Raw genomic sequence first — 16,048 nt, forward strand, 5'->3', positions numbered from 1 at the left:
TCCATGTTCCGGCTTTGGCCATCACACCCGGATGTTCTGGCCCGCACCCATTTCGCTTTTTGTCACAGGCGGGGTCTGCTCATCTTGGGACAAGCTGGCCTCCCACTCGTGGGCCTTCTCCAGCAGAACGGCGAGGCTCTCCCTGATCTGTTGCGGACGATAGTTCCCCAACGCGATCTGGGAGAAAAACGATACCCGCTCGGTGCCGGGATAGATGCCGACCCCGTAGCCATGGCGCAAGGGGGCGAGGGCATGCTCGCCAAACCGCAGGAACAACTCGCGGGATAGACGCTCGGGAAGATCGCTCGCCGTGGTCACCGAGAGTACCAGCGCCATCTCGTCGGGCTGAGCCACGATATTGACCACAAAGGGGGCGCTCGCTTCCTCTGCTGTTCGCTGGATCTCGAACGTGCAGACGCCGTTTTCATCGAAGGCCAGCGGTTCGACCGACAGCTCGGCCAGGATTTTTTGATAGATATCCAACACAACACTCCAGTCCAGTTGCCCGGTCGTCTTCGAAGGGGCAGGGCAAGATCATAAAGAGACGGCCCGCCACCGAGCGGGCTGGGCCGTCATCCATATTCATGGCAAGGGTTACACCTTGATATTGAGTGCTCGGCCCTCTTCCAGCTCGAACATCCGGACATCGCTCACCGGATTGTCGTTAAAGCGCACGTTTTTCTTCATCTTGGAGGCGACGTTCTCCCCGTCCGATGAGCCAGTGTGCTCTTCGACCAGCGGAGAGGTCTCGTTGGCGCGGGTGTTTGCCTCGGTCAGGGTGTCCAGCTCGGCGCTGGCTCTTTGCTCAAACAGCTGGCCGAAGCTGCGATTGAACTCGGCATTGACCTTGGTGTTGAACACCTCCGACTCCTGGCTCTGTACCTTCAATGCCTCTTGCAATGCCTTGGGATCGTTGCTCAGCGAGGTGAACAGCGTATTGGTCTGCGCGATGGCACGGGAACTCAGCAGGCCGAAGATGGCGTCTCTACCGTTGATAAAACTGGAGAAGTGCTCCATGGCAAATGCCCGGGAGGAATCACTCATGGCCTCAAGACCGAGTCGATTCTTGTTGGCGTCGGTCACATCCGCCAGCGTTGCGGTCTTGGGATCGCTGCCCGGCTTCAGATACTGGGCATCGTTTTTGAACTCGCTGATGGGCTGGTTAAAGGCTTGCTGCACAAGCTGCTTGATCTGGCCCAGTTCGGTCAGCTGTCGCTGCACCTCGGACTGAATTTGAGTGGCCCGGGTGGTGAGCGCACTCTCCCCCTTGGTGGCAGCGCGGCTAAAGAAATCGACCACCGCATTTTTGATGCGGCCCAGCGTGCTTAAATGGGCCAGGTCCCGTTGTACGGAGACATCCCCACTCTTGCCGATATGAATGGTGTACTCCTTGCCTTCACCCAGATGAAGGGCAAGTTTCTGATTGCTGCCGGGATTGACGTTGGCGAGCTGCAGGCTGTCGATAGCCTTCAACATCACTGGGGTAGCTCCATGAATAGCCATGACCTTGGTTCCTTATCTCACTAACAAGCGATACATCTGGCCTGCATCATACTCGTCAGTGAAAACGCCGTTTATTAGCCATGGTTGCACTATTTTAGTTTGGGGTTGGTCTGCGTTGGTGTGTGTGAGAGGCGAATCGGCTGCTGTGTTGCCTCGGCGTTGAGTCCACCGGCAGCACGCGAATGGTGCCACCGCAGACGCCGCCGTTGGAGGGCCGTAGGTTCGAATAGCGAAGCGTATTCGGACTTTCGCGGACAGGTCGTGGCCGAGAAGCAGGTGATATTCAGAGTTTCCGGTTGGCCTTGCCATGACTCGATGCGTGGCGATAAACGGACGATTACGCTACGCTAATCGACCCTACATTATGGTTTTTTTTTGTTACCTCCCCCTCATCCCCGGCCCTTCTCCCGCAAGGGGAGAAGGGGGCGAAATTGATTCCGCTGATGGTGCGTTGGCTCTGTGGTGCGGGTGAATATGAGTAGCGTGGAATTCATCCCCTCTCCCCCGGGAGAGGGTTAGGGTGAGGGGCCGCTATCTTTGTTGCAGGTTCGAATAGGGCCGTAGGTTCGAATAGCGAAGCGTATTCGGACGATCGCGAAAGTAAGGGCGTTGAGGTGACGCTGATGTTCAGGGTTTCCTGCTTCTCTTGCTATCAGGATATTCGCGGTAAACGGACGATTACGCTGCGCTAATCGTCCCTACATAATGGGGCTTATTGTTACCTCCCCCTTATCCCCGGCACTTCTCCCCTTGTTTGTGATCAAGATTGGGAGAGGGGAGCAGATATGCTCCGCTGGTTGTGTGTTGGTTCTGTGGTTCGGGTGAATATGAGTAGCGTGAAATTGGCACGAACCATCCCCTCTCCCTCGGGAGAGGGTTAGGGTGAGGGGTCGCAATCTGTGTTGCAGGTTTGAATAACGAAGGGTATTCGGGCGATCGCGAACAGGAGGTCGCAGCTGATTTCTCCGGACTTTCCCCTGACTTCCCCCAGACTTCACCTTCTCTTCACACAACCTCATTTTCCCCTCACAAATCCCCCGTATCTTCTGCCCACTGCTTAAAAGGCCTGGCTTGCCACAGGGGTGGCGAAGGGGCGGTTGGTTCGAGGGAGCAAGATGATGAAAGGTTGGATAAAGTACACATTGGCCGGGGCCGTGGTGCTGATGGCGAGTTTCTGGGGTGGCAGCGTGCGGGCGGCGGGGATCGAACTCAAGCAGGTGAGTGGCCCTGTCTATGTGGTGGAGGATAACTACTACATACAGGAAAACTCCATGGTCTATTTCGGGGCCAAGGGGGTGACTGTGGTGGGGGCGACCTGGACGCCGGATACTGCCCGCGAGCTGCACAAGCTCATTAAACGGGTCAGCAGCAAGCCAGTGCTGGAGGTGATCAACACCAACTACCACACCGATCGGGCGGGCGGTAACGCCTACTGGAAGTCCATCGGGGCCAAGGTGGTGGCGACGCGCCAGACCCGGGATCTGATGAAGAGTGACTGGGCCGAGATCGTTGCCTTTACCCGCAAGGGGTTGCCGGAGTACCCGGATCTGCCGCTGGTGCTGCCGAACGTGGTGCACGATGGCGACTTCACCCTGCAAGAGGGCAAGGTGCGCGCCTTCTATGCGGGCCCGGCCCATACGCCGGACGGCATCTTTGTCTACTTCCCCGACGAGCAGGTGCTCTATGGCAACTGCATCCTCAAGGAGAAGCTGGGCAACCTGAGCTTTGCCGATGTGAAGGCCTATCCGCAGACGCTTGAGCGGCTCAAGGCGATGAAGCTGCCGATCAAGACGGTAGTGGGCGGTCACGACTCGCCGCTGCACGGCCCCGAGCTGATTGATCACTATGAGGCGCTTATCAAGGCGGTGCCGCAGTCATAACCGCCGTGCGACAGACAGCCTGCAAGCCTTACCATTGCTGTGATTGGCGGCCATAACGGCGCACCACAAAACGCCCGCTTTCAGGAAATGAGCGGGCGCTTTGCTTTTGTGGAGGTTGGCACGGCGAGATTAAGGCTGTTCAAGGGACAGTACCTCCCATAAGATGGTTTCCCGTCTGGTTATGCAGTAATAAGTATTTGTTATGCAATATAAATCCCTCGAGCGATTGAAGCAGGCCTTTATCACCGGGATGTGGGCCTCGCTGGTCAGCATCGTTATCGGCTTTGCCTTCAAGGTGTGGCTGGCGCAGTGGGTCGCCAAGGGGGAGCTGGCGCTGTTCAACAGCGTGGTGGACCTCATCTCCCTCTCCTTTATCCTGATGACAGGTTTTCGCTCTTCCATGGTGGTGAGCTACTCCCAGACCAAAAACGATCGGGACATCATCAATATCTTCCGCTACTTCCTGATAGGCATCGTGCTGCTCACCTGGGGGGCGGTGATCCCCTATATCAAGCACGGGCTCCATATCCGGGTGGAGTATCTGCAACTGGTGGGGGTCATCTTCGGGTTGGGGCTCAAGGTCTACTTCACCAATCTGGTGGCTATGTACCGGATGTATGAACTCTCCAACCGGGTCACCTGGCTGGAGCCGCTGGCCAACGGCCTGCTGTTTATGACCTGCTATTTCGGGTTGGGGATGGATGCGCTCCCTTCGCTCTTCTATGGGCTGACCTTCTCGTCGCTCGCCATCGCCGGTTATATGTATGTTTCGCGTCGTCGGGCCATCGCCACCAAGCCGCTGGCCAAGGTGGCGCTCGGCCCCGAGATGGTGAGCTATGTGAAGAAGAGCTTTACCGCCTCGCTGGAGGCGGGGGCCAGCATCCTGATGATTTACATCACTGTGCTGCTCACCATCCGCCACTTCAGTATCGACGAGCTGGGGGATTTTCAGGTGGTGGTGCGCCCCATCTTTACCTATATGACCACCTTGTTTGTCTTCCCCATCTACCGCTTTGTGCTGCCTGAGCTGGCGGTCAATCTGCGCAACGGCGATCACCGCCAGATAAGGCTTATTCGCCGCTGGGTCTTCCGTCTCTCCACCATCGTCAGTCTGGCCTTCTTTGGCCTGATGCTGCTGGCGGGCAAGCCGCTGGTGCTGTTGTTCTTCCCCGCCGGCTACGTGGGGGCGGTGCCTGTGCTGTTCCACTTCTCCATCTTCTTTATCTTTATGATGCTCAACGGCTATCAGCTCGCCTATATCAAGGCTCACGGCCACTTTACCAAGAGCCTGCTGATCCGGCTGGCGGGCATAGTGGCACTGGTCGCCGCCTACTATCTGGTGGCCGAGTTCACCGCCAACGTGGTGGCGATTATCGTGGCGCTGGGCCTCGGTTATATGGTGATGTTTATCCTCTCGACTCTGGCGGAGCGGCAGATCTTGCGATCCCTGCCACTGGTGCTGGCGACCCGTTAGGGGGTTACTCGCCAAGATCTGGCCCCTGTCAGATAACAAAAAACGCCCGTGCGGGCGTTTTTTTATTGGCGGCGCAGGGGCGGCTTAACGCTTGCCCTTGCCACCCTTGTTGCCAGCGAGCGCCTGCTTTCTGGCACGCTGTTTCTGAGCCGCCTTGCTGTTGCGGCGCGGCTCGGGCTCGAAGCGGGTCAGATCCGGCTCAAAGCCGGGGAACCACTGCTGGGGCAAACGGGTGTCGAGCCCCGCTTCCACCTTCTCCAGCAGGGGCGCATCTTCCGGGCTGAACAGGGTGATGGCGAGCCCCTTGTTGCCAGCGCGACCGGTGCGACCGATACGGTGGACGTAATCCTCCGCCACAAACGGGAATTCGAGGTTAATCACGTAGTTGAGATCGCTGATATCGAGGCCGCGGGCCGCCACGTCGGTGGCGACCAGCGCTTGCAGGGTGCCGGCGCGAAATTCCAGCAGCACTTTTTCTCGCGCGCTTTGCGACAGATCGCCGTGGAAGGCGAGGGCATTGATGTCTGCTTTGCCGAGCTGTTGGGCCAGCTTGTCCGCCCCCTGACGGGTACGGCTGAAGATAAGGGTCGGTGCCCACCCTTTCACTTTCAGCATGTGTTCGACCAGCGCCAGCTTGCGATCGCTGTCCACCGTGTAGACCCGCTGCTCCACCTCGGCCGCCGTGGTGTTACGCGGTGCCACTTCAATCAGCTCGGGGTCGCGTAGCAACACCTTGCTCAAGGCAAACAGGTTGTCGTCGCAGGTGGCGGAGAAGAGCAGGGTCTGGCGATCCGCCGGGATCTGTTTGAGCAGCGCGGTGATCTCGTCCATAAAGCCCATATCGAGCATGCGATCCGCTTCGTCAAACACCAGATGGCGAAGGCTATCAAGACTCAGCGCCCCCTGACGCAGATGGTCGAGCAGACGGCCCGGGGTGGCGATCAGCAGATCCACCCCGGCTTGAAGCGCCTCGACCTGCGCCGCGATACTCACCCCGCCGTAGACTTGCGTGCTGGTGAGACCGGTGCCCTGGCCGTAGCGCGCCACGCTCTCGGCGACCTGCACCGCCAGCTCGCGGGTCGGCACCAGCACCAGCGCACGGATTGGGCGGGCGATGTCGTTCGCCGGGTGTTGCATCAGTTGCTCCAGCAGCGGCAGCACAAAGGCAGCGGTCTTGCCGGTGCCGGTCTGGGCCCCCGCCATCAGATCTCGCCCCGCCAGAATGACGGGGATGGCGCGGGCCTGAATGGGGGTGGGTGCGGCATAGCCAAGTGTGCTCAGGGTCTGCTGTAGACGGTGGGAGAGGGCCAGTTCGGCAAAGGAGGCAATGGACATAGAAGGCACCAGTAGGGGGTTATCGCGGCCTGCGGCCACGATGCAATGAGTGATCGTGGCCGCGATGGTAACAGAAGCTGGGGGAGAGGTAGAAGGCGGCTATGCCTCTGCATCGTCCGGCAACAGGCGGATCAGCCGGATCTTTTTGCCCTCGTAGCAGGCGATGTTGTGCTTGCCGTGCTGCTTGACGTGGTAGAGCAGCTCGTCGGCAAGATGCACCGCCTCGGTGACGGTGAGGTAGTCGCGAATGCGGATCACCCCGGCGGAGAAGGTGATGGGGGTGGGCAGCTCGGGGATCCCCAATGGCCGATCCAGCAGGCGGCCAGCGGAGTGGATCATCATCTCGTCATCCTCCATCCCCTTGAACAGCAAGACAAACTCCTCGCCGCCCCAGCGGATGGCGGTATCGACCTTGCGGATGCTGCCTTTGATATGGCGGGAGAACGCCATCAGCGCCAGATCGCCGACGGCGTGACCATAGCGGTCGTTGATCGACTTGAAGTTGTCGATGTCGAGGAGCATCAGGTAGTCGTGCTCATGGAGCAGACTCTGGCAGAGCACATCCCGGCGTGGCAGCCGGGTCAGGTGGTCGGTGTGCGCCAGGGTGCGCAGCCGCAGGTAGATCTGCTTCCAGGCCACCATGCCCAGCAACAGCACGATCAGATAGACCTTGAAGGCCGCACTTTGCAGGGCCAGCTTGACGAAATCGAACCAGCTGTAGGACCACTTCAGATAGAGATCTTCCCCCGCCTTGGTGCGCATAAAGGGTTTGCTCAGGCAGAGATGCCTCGGGCGGCAGGGCTCGGCGGCTTCAAACGATATCTTGGTGCGGGTCGGGTTGATGGTGTCGAAAGGTCGCAGCACATCGCTAAATGCTTCATCGACGGCGATATCGATACCGAGCAGCCCATATTTGTAACCGCCGCGCCCCGACTGATGAAGGAAGGGGAAGTACATCACTATGGTGTTGCGCATGCTGAAGCTGTCGATCTCGATATCGGAGACAAAGGCTTCATCGGCGCTGCATAAGGGGCGGCCGGGTGCAAAGCTGGCGCAACCGAAGTAGTGATACCAGGCGGGCAGGGTCATCAGATCCACCTTGATCGGCGCCAGTCTGGCGGGCAGCACATTGTTGTCGGCTACCATGCCGATCAGCCGGTAGTCATTCCAGATGGTGTAGATATTGATCACCTCCGGATAGGAGAGGGCATAGCGGAAGGTGTTGAGGATATTGGCTGCCGGGTAGTGCAGCGGAATATCGGCAAAGCGGTATTTGCTTTTGAGGTCATACCCGTAGAGATAGTCGCTGCCGACGCTATTCGGGGGCGGTGGCTGATCGAGCAGATGGTGTTGTGCCAGATAGCTGGTGATGTTCTCCACCTTGAGGATCTTGGCCCGCTGGTAGAAGACCTCGAACACGTTCTTCTGTCTGGCGGTGATGAGATCCATGTCGTGCTGGATAGTGAGATAGGTGTAGTAGAAGACAGTGCCCAACCCGGTCAGGGCGAGCAGGGCCAATCCGGCCACTTTGACGATGAACTGGCGAGCAAACGCCGGTGGCCAGCGCAAGGCTGGGGGGTTACCTGAAAATAAGGTCATAGGTGTTTGGTTAGAGTACCGATAGGGGCGCGGGCGCCATACGGGCAAAGTATACGCGAAAGGATCCACCGACAAACCTTGCCTGAAGCTGAAGACCTCACCACTTATTTATCCCTACTCCACGATCAGCACGCTCTCGCTGGCCAGATGGTGCAGCCACTCCCTGACGATCAGCAGCACGGCGGCAAAGTGCTCGTCGCGGGGCTGCAAGCTGGCGGCGAGGGGATCCCCTTCCGCCATGGCGGCCAGCTGGCCAAAGGCTTGCTCCACCAGATCCCGGTCGAGCTGGTTGTCCCCCAGCGCTTCGGCCAGTGATGGCTGGCTGCGCAGGGTCAGCTGCAAGCCGGGCGGGATCTGCGGGGCGATGCGCATCAGCTCATCTTCCACCACCATGATGGCCCGCTCCAGTTCGAGCGGGGTGGGCGGCGCGTGGCGAAACGGTCCGGGCTGGATGGCGTGGGTGCCAAAGGCCAGCAGGTAGTGTGACGGGGCCGCATCTGGCTGGCTCAGCCAGAGCTGGCTGCTCTGTTCACCAATCTCCAGCAGCAGGGTCATCATCTCCGGTACGGGTTGTGTCATGGTGCTGAGCTCCTGTATTGTAAACGTTTTCCCATTCTGCCTTTGATACCCCCGCCGCCGACGTTTGGCGAGCACAATTTCTGCGAGTCGTCCCTCACTTTGTTGCAAACCCCTTGCAAAAAAATCCATTGATGGCAGTCTGGATGGCTAAATGCTGTGGCATTTGTCATTTCCGTTCCGCTTCAGGAGTTTAGATATGGATATTCGCACTGCTCCCCGCGCCATCGCGCTCGCCCTCATGTTGGCCAGCGGCATCGCCGCTGCCAACGAAGCGCTGGTGATCCAGACCGACTTTGGCCTTAAAGATGGCGCCGTCTCGGCCATGAAGGGGGTTGCCTTCGGGGTGGACCGCACCCTGCCGCTCTATGACCTGACCCACGAGATCCCGGCTTACAACATCTGGGAAGCTTCCTACCGCCTCTATCAGACTCTGCAGTACTGGCCCAAGGGCACTGTGTTCGTCAGCGTGGTGGATCCCGGTGTCGGCACCGATCGCAAGTCGGTGGTGCTCAAGACCAAGAGCGGCCACTACATCGTCAGCCCGGATAACGGCACCCTGACCCTAGTGGCCGAGCACTTCGGCATCGACACCGTGCGCCAGATCGACGAAAAGACCAACCGCCTCAAGGGATCCGAGAAGTCCTACACCTTCCACGGTCGCGATGTGTACGCCTATACCGGCGCACGGCTCGCGTCCGGTGCCATCAGCTACGAGCAGGTAGGCCCGACATTGCCTGCCGAGGTGGTGAAGATCCCCTATCAGGCTGCGGTAGCCGAGAAAGATGGCACCCTCAAGGGCACCATCCCGATCCTCGATGTGCAGTACGGCAACGTCTGGACCAATATCGACGATGCCCTGCTTACCAAGGCGGGGATCAACAAGGGGGATAACGCTTGCATCAAGATCCGCGAAGGGGATGTGGTCAAATATGACGGCAAGGCACCCTACGTCAGCAGCTTTGGCGATGTGCCGGAAGGTCAGCCGCTGGTCTACCTCAACAGCCTGCTGCAGGTGTCGGTGGCGCTGAACATGGACAGCTTCGCTGCCAAGCATCAGGTGCAATCCGGTGCCAACTGGCATATCAGCCTGAAGAAGTGCTCCTGAAGATTGTCGGGCTTTCGACAAGCGGGTTTGAAGCAAGAGAGGGCAGCCAAAGAGGCTGCCCTCTCTCATCGGGTGGTAAGGCGTTGCTGATAAAGAGTTGTTGTCAAAAAGCATATTAATTGAATGCAATTGATAATGATTGGCATTTGGTTGGATAATCGCGCACTTGTCTGACCACCCAACCATACCGAATGAAAACCAGCCTTTTACTGCTCAGCCTGCTGGCTTTGACCGCATGCAATGATAATCACAGCAATACGTCGTTGACCCCCTCACCCGAGGTGACCCCGCCGGTCGTCAAGCCGACCGAACCGCCCATCACGCCACCAACAGTGCCGCCGGAAACCCATACCCGGGTTCCTCTGACCATTGAGGTCAATGTGGCCGATCGGTTGGGGGCGGGAGCACAGCTCGAGGTGAGACAGGTCGCCACCGGGATCCGCGTGCAGCAGGCCATCGAACCGGGCCAACCTGTCAGCATCACCTTGCCAGCAGGTCTGCAACTGGATCAGCCGCTGGAGCTGCTCGCTAGCGACGAGGGTTATCTGCTGCGCGCGGTATCGGTGCGGGTGGCGGATCTCTCGGCCGGGATCACGCTGGCACGCCGCAACAGCGTGCCGCGGCTGGGATTGAACGAGGAGGAGACGGCGCTCTTCCTGCTGGCGGATCAGAGCGGAGATGGCTCCCTCAGTCAGGCCGAGTGGGGCAGAGCAGCGGAGATCCGCGTACAGCAACAGGCAGCTATTGAGGATTACGCTGCCTTCCTGCTGGCCCAGCGCCAGCCGGGCGCTGTGCTCGACTATGCCGACAGCTGGCAGATGCTGCTGGCCCTGCGCGATGACAAGCAGGCGCGCAGCTGGTATCAGCGCAGCAACAGCACCCAGATCCAGTCCGCCCGCACCCAGCTCTATCCCGCCAATCCGAGCCAGCCGGACGAGCCGGAGACGGCGGATCTGCTGCGCCTCGATGAGCAGGGACAGCTGGTGGTGCGTGGCCCCTGGCAGTGCCTGCACGATGTGCGCACGGTCAGCGGGGTCAAGGGTAGCCAGTACTGGCTGTATGGCAGTGACACCAGTGCGTTGGCGGTTGCCAGCCAGCCACAACTGGCTGCGGGGCTGACCGCTTGCGGCCGCAGCGACTGGCGCCTGCCGACCCTCACCGAGTTCGAACGGCTGCTGAGCAGTGACAAGTCGGCATGGCGCTATCCCAATACCTTTGCTGTTGGCCTGCCCGCCCAGATCTGGCTGCAGGATGGTGCGGGTCAACCCCGTCTCTATCAACTTGCGACCCGAACCTGGCTTGATGAGGGGGAGGGGGGTCTGCTTTGGTATGCGCTGGCACCCTATCCGGTGCGTCCCTCCGTGGTGCGCGACAGCAGCAAGCCGGACATGGCGGCCCTGCGCGCCCAATACAGCGGTTCATCGGCCCAATGGCCTGCCGCCCGGGTGGATGAAGGAGTGGAATGGCAGGAGCTGGGGCCGCTGCCGGCGGTTCCCTTCCCGGCCGACAACCCTTATAGCCGAGCCAAGGTGGTGCTGGGTCAGCAGCTCTTTTTCGACAAACAGCTCTCCAAGGGGCGGGATATCAGCTGTGCCAGTTGCCACGATCCGCAAAAGGGGTGGAGCGACGGCCTGAGCGTATCGGTAGGTCATCTGGGCCAGAAGGGGAATCGCAACGCCCCCTCCATCCTCAACAGCGCCTTCAGCTCGACCCAGTTCTGGGACGGGCGGGTCGCCACGCTGGAGGAGCAGTCGCTTCACCCGATCCAGAATCCCATCGAAATGGCGCTGAGTCATGACGAGCTGCTGGCCCGTTTGCAGGCCAGCCCCGACTATCAGGCTGCTTTTGCCACCGCCTTTGGCGATCAGGGGATCACGCTGGAGCGGATCGCCAAGGCGATCGCTACCTTCGAGCGCACCATCATCAGCCGAGACAGCGATTTTGAGCGCTTCGTCAAAGGGGATAGTCAGGCACTCAGTGACAAGGCGCTGTGGGGGATGCACCTCTACCGCACCGATGGCCGCTGCATGAACTGCCACTCCGGCCCGCTGCTGAGTCAGCACGGGTTCGAGAGTGTGGGGCTCACCTATTACGGTCGTGGCAAGCTGGAAGATCGCGGGCGCTTCCTGCAGACCCGCAACAAGGCGGACATCGGTCGCTTCAAGACCCCCAGCTTGCGGGACGTCGCCTTTACCGGCCCCTATATGCACAACGGCATTTTCCCGATCCTGGCTCAGCGTATCGGCGGCTCGGTGCAGGGGGTGGTGGCCATGTACAACTTTGGCGTGACCAAGTGGAGCAGCGGGGTCGGCTTCCCGACCGGTGCGGATCAATATGATCCCTTCTTCCCCAAAGCCTCCGATCACCTGCATGCTCTTGGCCTCAGCAATGACGAGCTCGATGCCATCGGCGAGTTTTTGCGCAGTGCCTCGGCCGAGCCGCGCCGCACTCCGGCCACGGTTGCCGAGCTGGGGGTGAGTGAGACGGATGACCCGACTCCGGTGGGAGCAGTGATCACCGGATTGGCTGTGCTGCCTGCTCAGCCTCAGTTGGAAGTGGGGCGCTCACTCCCTCTGCAACTACAGTGGCAACTGAGCGACGGCTCTCTCGGCCCGCTCGATGCGCCTGTTGAGTGGCGCAGCGAACAGCCGCAGTTCGCCACCGTGAGCACACAGGGCGAGGTGCGCGGTGTGGCGGTCGGTACGGCACGACTGGTGGCGACCACGGCTCGTCACACCATGACCGTGACGGTGCAGGTGGTTAATGCCCAGCCCGATTTTGCCCGGGGCTGTCGTCAACCCGAGCTGGTGGCGGGCAAGCTGGCCTTTGTCTGCCAGTTGACCAAGGACGAGGCGGAGCGTCTGTCCATCTCCTATGACGGTGTGAGCAGTGACAGCGATGGCGACTACAATCCCTTCCCGCTGGTGTATGTGACCATGGGTCAGGCGCGGGCGCGGGATTACTGTCAGCAGCTGGTGGCTCGCGGCCACGATGACTGGCGTCTGCCGACCCGGGCCGAGCTGGAGGCGTTGTTTGCCGCTTACAACAAGGATGGCGCGACGGATCAGTTGCTTCAGCAGCAGGGGTGGCCGCTCTACAACCGCTACTGGAGTAGCGATGCGACTGCCAATGACGATGGTGAGTTGCCGCTGCTCGACCTGAGCACTGGTGATCCGCTGTGGGATCTGGCGGATGAGGCTCATGCCGCCACCTGCGTCAGGGCCATCTAGCCTTCATAGATAGTCAGATGAAAAACGGGCGCTTCGGCGCCCGTTTTGTTCTCTGCTAATAAAGAAAGGGATCAGAACTCGTTGGAGAGCGCCTTGTACCCTTTGACCAGATCGATATTGGTGTGAGCCACGTCTTCGGAGAACTCGGCGGCATCTACCGAAACCCGCGGGATATGGGTCAGATCGCTCTGCTGGTTGATGCGGGTGGTGGAGGGGACGTAGAACTCCGGCGGCAGATCGCAGCCATCGATCACCGAGTTGTGACGCACCACGGCGCCGTCACCGATGTGGCAGTTGAACAGTACGCTGTTGAAACCGATAAAGACCCGGTTCCCCACTTCGCACGGCCCGTGGACTATGCTGCGGTGGGCGATGGAGGTGTATTCGCCGATGGTGACGGCGGCACCGGATTTGGAGTGGATCACCACGCCATCCTGAATATTGGAGTTGGCGCCGATGACGATGGGTTCCATATCTCCACTCTCATCCACCTCGTCGGCGCGGATCACCGCATAGGGGCCGACAAAAACATTCTCTTTGATGATCACCTTGCCGCAGATGATGGCGGTCTTGTCGATATAGGCGGATTCGTCGATGACAGGCAGATGGCCGGAGGGATTCTTGCGGATCATGTTACATCCTGTGGTTGCTTGAAATGATGCGGTGGCGCACCTGGCGCCAGGATGCCAGCTTACGCCTCGTTATTATCCGGTGAAACCCCAAAGTGGTCTGACCCTTGTCGCAAGCCTTGGCGGGATCACTGTTTCCGCGCGCTGGAATATGGGAGCATTGCAGCCATTCCCGAGTTGGTTGAAATGGACATATATAGATGAAGAAGATGATTGCCCTGTTGGCGGGTGGTTTGTTGCTCTCCTCGGCCGTGCAGGCCAAAGGGGAGGCGGGGGAGTTTGACTATTACGCCATGGCGCTCTCCTGGTCGCCCGAGCATTGCGCCGTCAAACCGGCCGATCGGGACCAGTGTTCCCGCAAGCTGGGCTTTGTGCTGCACGGTCTTTGGCCCCAGTACGATCGCGGTTACCCCAGCAACTGCACTCGCGAACGGCTCAATCCCGATATGGAGAGCGAGTTTGCCGACCTTTACCCCAGCCGTTTCCTCTATCGCCATGAGTGGGAGAAGCACGGTACCTGCTCCGGTCTGAGCCAGCAGGCCTTCCATCAGCTGGCAAGCGATCTGCGCCAGAAGGTGAAGATCCCGGCGGCCTATCAATCCCCGGAAGAGCCGCTGCGCAAAACCAGCTTCCAGCTCAAGGCCGATCTGGCGAGCGCCAACCAGTGGCTGGCCCCCGACAACATCACGGTGGCTTGCGCCGATGGTGGCCGCTTCCTGCGGGAGATCTACATCTGCGTCAATAAAGAGGGGACGGATGCGGTCACCTGCTCCGCCGAGATGCAAAAGCGCGAGCGCCGCTCCTGTGGTCAGCCTGACTTCCTGCTGCGCAGCGTGCGTTAAGCCTTCATTCTCTTCATCGGGCCCTTGCGGGCCTGATGTGTAACCACGGTTATCAGAAAGGAGTCTGACAAATGGATGGCAACAACCGGTTTGGCCCGACAGAGCGGGCAATGCTGCTCGGCGTGAAAGGGGTAGGGCCGACCGTTATCGGGCGGCTCGAACAGCTGGGCTATCATACCCTGGCCGGATTGGCCGAGGCCGACACCACCCATATCGTCCTGCTGGTGGCCAGCATGTTGGGCTCGACTTGCTGGCAGAACAGCCAGCAGGCGCGTAGTGCCATCGATGGTGCCATTGCGCTGGCCCGCGCGCATCTGGTGGCGGACGCTGCAAAAGTGGTGAATGGATGAGCCTCTTTAGCGAACTTGGGATGCGTTATCCCATCATTCAGGCGCCGATGGCCGGTGTGCAGGGAAGCGAGCTGGCGCTGGCCGTGACCCGTGCGGGTGGCTTGGGCTCCTTGCCTGCCGCTATGCTCACATCAGCGGAACTGCGAAGCGAACTGGGACGACTTACCCAAAGCGGCCTTGGGCCATTTAACATCAACTTCTTCTGCCATCGACAACGGGAACCTGATCCCGTTGCTCTGGCCAGCTGGCAGCAGCGACTTGCTCCTTATTACGCCGAGTTCGGCATACTTCCCCCTGCGGTCACGACGGCGCCAAGCCGAGCCCCCTTTAATGAGGAGCATGCTGCCATGGTGGCCGAGTTCAGACCGGCGGTAGTCAGCTTCCACTTCGGTTTGCCCGCTCCCGAGCTGCTTGCTCAGGTGAAGGCTGCGGGGGCCAGAGTTTTTGCCAGTGCCACCACGGTGGCGGAGGCTGTATGGCTCGCTCAACACGGCGCCGATGCCATCATCGCTCAGGGATTGGAGGCGGGCGGTCATCGCGGTCATTTCCTCTCCGATGATCTCGCCTTGCAGCAGAGCACCTTGACCCTGCTGGCACAAATCCTCGCGGTGACCGATCTGCCGGTGATCGCAGCTGGCGGTATCGTCGATGGCAAGGGGATCGCCAACGCATTGGCAATGGGGGCGAGCGCCGTGCAGATGGGCACCGCCTTTCTCTGTTGCCATGAAGCGACCACCTCGGCGTTGCATCGCGCCGCCATCCATTCACCAGAGGGCCAGCAGACGGCACTGACCAATCTGTTCAGTGGCCGTCCGGCGCGGGGGATCGTCAACCGTCTTATAAGAGAGCTGGGCCCGCTCTCGGATCTTGCCCCTCAATTCCCCTATGCCAGTGGCGCACTGACACCGCTGCGCGTCGCCGCCGAGAAGGCGGGGGACAGTGGCTTCTCTCCGCTCTGGGCTGGCCAGAATGTATCGGGCTGTCGGGATCTTCCTGCCAGCGAGCTGATGGCGTGCTGGGTCAAAGAGGCTGGATTGGGATAAGCACTGCTATATACGCCTCTTTATATAGAAGCGGCCGTTGGTGCAGTGCGTCGGACGCGACGGTACAGCGATGATGGATGAGTGCCAGGCCAGTACCCTTGTAAGGCATTTATCCGGTGTAAAACGTCCTCATCCCACCCTTGTTTGTGGATAAGTCTGTGCAAAGGCTGTGTATTGATATGAATAACTAATAAATGGCACTTTTTTGCAATTTAATTGCGGTAAAGCCTTGCCAATGTGAGCTGGATCTCTATAATGCGCCACATCGACAGGGCAAGCAGCAACGCAAACAACCTCGTCGATAACCTCGAAAAGCCTTTGAAAATAAGGCTTGACTCGAGAAGGCGGTTGAGTAGAATTCCACTCCCGCAGCAACGAACTGTTGCGTCGCTCTTTAACAATTTGAATCAAGCAATCTGTGTGGGCACTCACAGCATCGAACATCAAAAACAATTTTTGATTTTCAATGTCTGGTGAAG

14 protein-coding genes are annotated in these 16,048 nt (G+C 59.6%); 7 read left to right on the forward strand and 7 right to left on the reverse strand.

What is annotated here, in order from left to right; genetic code table 11:
- Positions 1 to 21: 21 nt before the first annotated feature.
- On the reverse strand, positions 22 to 483 hold the full coding sequence (locus ACW5W8_RS10055; protein WP_498627658.1) for a CesT family type III secretion system chaperone: 462 nt from the start codon (positions 481 to 483) through the stop codon (positions 22 to 24).
- A 111-nt stretch (positions 484 to 594) separates the two neighbouring features.
- The gene (locus tag ACW5W8_RS10060; protein WP_498627659.1) at positions 595 to 1,503 is read right to left on the reverse strand and encodes a hypothetical protein; all 909 of its coding nucleotides are present in this window, start codon (positions 1,501 to 1,503) and stop codon (positions 595 to 597) included.
- A 1,115-nt stretch (positions 1,504 to 2,618) separates the two neighbouring features.
- Here ACW5W8_RS10060 and cphA point away from each other — a divergent pair.
- Together cphA and ACW5W8_RS10070 are read left to right on the forward strand one after the other, a co-directional pair.
- The gene (gene cphA / locus ACW5W8_RS10065; RefSeq protein WP_498627660.1) at positions 2,619 to 3,383 is read left to right on the forward strand and encodes a CphA family subclass B2 metallo-beta-lactamase; all 765 of its coding nucleotides are present in this window, start codon (positions 2,619 to 2,621) and stop codon (positions 3,381 to 3,383) included.
- Positions 3,384 to 3,585: 202 nt separating this feature from the next.
- The gene (locus ACW5W8_RS10070; RefSeq protein WP_498627661.1) at positions 3,586 to 4,857 is read left to right on the forward strand and encodes a lipopolysaccharide biosynthesis protein; all 1,272 of its coding nucleotides are present in this window, start codon (positions 3,586 to 3,588) and stop codon (positions 4,855 to 4,857) included.
- Positions 4,858 to 4,941: 84 nt separating this feature from the next.
- Here the strand turns inward: ACW5W8_RS10070 and ACW5W8_RS10075 are convergent, their stop codons facing one another.
- The 3 genes from ACW5W8_RS10075 to ACW5W8_RS10085 form a co-directional block, all read right to left on the reverse strand.
- Positions 4,942 to 6,192: a DEAD/DEAH box helicase gene (locus tag ACW5W8_RS10075; RefSeq protein WP_498627662.1), complete on the reverse strand. Its 1,251-nt coding sequence runs from the start codon at positions 6,190 to 6,192 to the stop codon at positions 4,942 to 4,944.
- A 99-nt stretch (positions 6,193 to 6,291) separates the two neighbouring features.
- Positions 6,292 to 7,791, reverse strand: a complete 1,500-nt coding sequence (locus ACW5W8_RS10080) for a GGDEF domain-containing protein (protein ID WP_498627663.1) — start codon at positions 7,789 to 7,791, stop codon at positions 6,292 to 6,294.
- Between the two features lie 114 nt (positions 7,792 to 7,905).
- Complete coding sequence (locus ACW5W8_RS10085; RefSeq protein WP_498627665.1) at positions 7,906 to 8,370, reverse strand: hypothetical protein; 465 nt, start codon at positions 8,368 to 8,370, stop codon at positions 7,906 to 7,908.
- Positions 8,371 to 8,566: 196 nt separating this feature from the next.
- Between ACW5W8_RS10085 and ACW5W8_RS10090 the strand changes: the two genes are divergently transcribed.
- Together ACW5W8_RS10090 and ACW5W8_RS10095 are read left to right on the forward strand one after the other, a co-directional pair.
- Positions 8,567 to 9,475 (forward strand): SAM hydrolase/SAM-dependent halogenase family protein, encoded by a 909-nt coding sequence (locus ACW5W8_RS10090; RefSeq protein WP_498627667.1) that lies wholly within the window; start codon positions 8,567 to 8,569, stop codon positions 9,473 to 9,475.
- A 191-nt stretch (positions 9,476 to 9,666) separates the two neighbouring features.
- A complete protein-coding gene (locus ACW5W8_RS10095) occupies positions 9,667 to 12,705 on the forward strand; it encodes a cytochrome c peroxidase (RefSeq protein ID WP_498627668.1) in 3,039 nt (1,012 codons plus the stop codon).
- A 71-nt stretch (positions 12,706 to 12,776) separates the two neighbouring features.
- Here the strand turns inward: ACW5W8_RS10095 and ACW5W8_RS10100 are convergent, their stop codons facing one another.
- A complete protein-coding gene (locus ACW5W8_RS10100; protein WP_005335471.1) occupies positions 12,777 to 13,337 on the reverse strand; it encodes a gamma carbonic anhydrase family protein in 561 nt (186 codons plus the stop codon).
- 197 nt (positions 13,338 to 13,534) lie between these two features.
- Here ACW5W8_RS10100 and ACW5W8_RS10105 point away from each other — a divergent pair, with 197 nt between their 5' ends.
- The 3 genes from ACW5W8_RS10105 (at position 13,535) to ACW5W8_RS10115 (ending at position 15,569) form a co-directional block, all read left to right on the forward strand.
- On the forward strand, positions 13,535 to 14,176 hold the full coding sequence (locus tag ACW5W8_RS10105; RefSeq protein WP_139474418.1) for a ribonuclease T2 family protein: 642 nt from the start codon (positions 13,535 to 13,537) through the stop codon (positions 14,174 to 14,176).
- Between the two features lie 71 nt (positions 14,177 to 14,247).
- Positions 14,248 to 14,526 (forward strand): helix-hairpin-helix domain-containing protein, encoded by a 279-nt coding sequence (locus ACW5W8_RS10110; RefSeq protein WP_498627669.1) that lies wholly within the window; start codon positions 14,248 to 14,250, stop codon positions 14,524 to 14,526.
- Entirely contained in the window at positions 14,523 to 15,569 is a 1,047-nt protein-coding gene (locus tag ACW5W8_RS10115) for an NAD(P)H-dependent flavin oxidoreductase (RefSeq protein ID WP_498627670.1), read from the forward strand. Before ACW5W8_RS10110 ends, ACW5W8_RS10115 begins: the two co-directional genes overlap by 4 nt.
- A 129-nt stretch (positions 15,570 to 15,698) precedes the next feature.
- Here the strand turns inward: ACW5W8_RS10115 and ACW5W8_RS10120 are convergent.
- Positions 15,699 to 16,048 (reverse strand): hypothetical protein (locus tag ACW5W8_RS10120; RefSeq protein ID WP_498627671.1); only part of this gene is annotated, 350 nt, incomplete at its 5' end.

Source organism: Aeromonas aquatilis, from assembly GCF_054052405.1.

What these genes read in the sequence shown, in the direction of transcription:
- ACW5W8_RS10085 (WP_498627665.1), bottom strand. Translation starts at nt 8,370, where the DNA reads ATGACACAACCCGTACCGGAGATGATGACCCTGCTGCTGGAGATTGGT.
- ACW5W8_RS10090 (WP_498627667.1), top strand. Translation starts at nt 8,567, where the DNA reads ATGGATATTCGCACTGCTCCCCGCGCCATCGCGCTCGCCCTCATGTTG.
- ACW5W8_RS10115 (WP_498627670.1), top strand. Translation starts at nt 14,523, where the DNA reads ATGAGCCTCTTTAGCGAACTTGGGATGCGTTATCCCATCATTCAGGCG.
- cphA (WP_498627660.1), top strand. Translation starts at nt 2,619, where the DNA reads ATGATGAAAGGTTGGATAAAGTACACATTGGCCGGGGCCGTGGTGCTG.
- ACW5W8_RS10095 (WP_498627668.1), top strand. Translation starts at nt 9,667, where the DNA reads ATGAAAACCAGCCTTTTACTGCTCAGCCTGCTGGCTTTGACCGCATGC.
- ACW5W8_RS10105 (WP_139474418.1), top strand. Translation starts at nt 13,535, where the DNA reads ATGAAGAAGATGATTGCCCTGTTGGCGGGTGGTTTGTTGCTCTCCTCG.
- ACW5W8_RS10100 (WP_005335471.1), bottom strand. Translation starts at nt 13,337, where the DNA reads ATGATCCGCAAGAATCCCTCCGGCCATCTGCCTGTCATCGACGAATCC.
- ACW5W8_RS10075 (WP_498627662.1), bottom strand. Translation starts at nt 6,192, where the DNA reads ATGTCCATTGCCTCCTTTGCCGAACTGGCCCTCTCCCACCGTCTACAG.
- ACW5W8_RS10060 (WP_498627659.1), bottom strand. Translation starts at nt 1,503, where the DNA reads ATGGCTATTCATGGAGCTACCCCAGTGATGTTGAAGGCTATCGACAGC.
- ACW5W8_RS10070 (WP_498627661.1), top strand. Translation starts at nt 3,586, where the DNA reads ATGCAATATAAATCCCTCGAGCGATTGAAGCAGGCCTTTATCACCGGG.
- ACW5W8_RS10110 (WP_498627669.1), top strand. Translation starts at nt 14,248, where the DNA reads ATGGATGGCAACAACCGGTTTGGCCCGACAGAGCGGGCAATGCTGCTC.
- ACW5W8_RS10080 (WP_498627663.1), bottom strand. Translation starts at nt 7,791, where the DNA reads ATGACCTTATTTTCAGGTAACCCCCCAGCCTTGCGCTGGCCACCGGCG.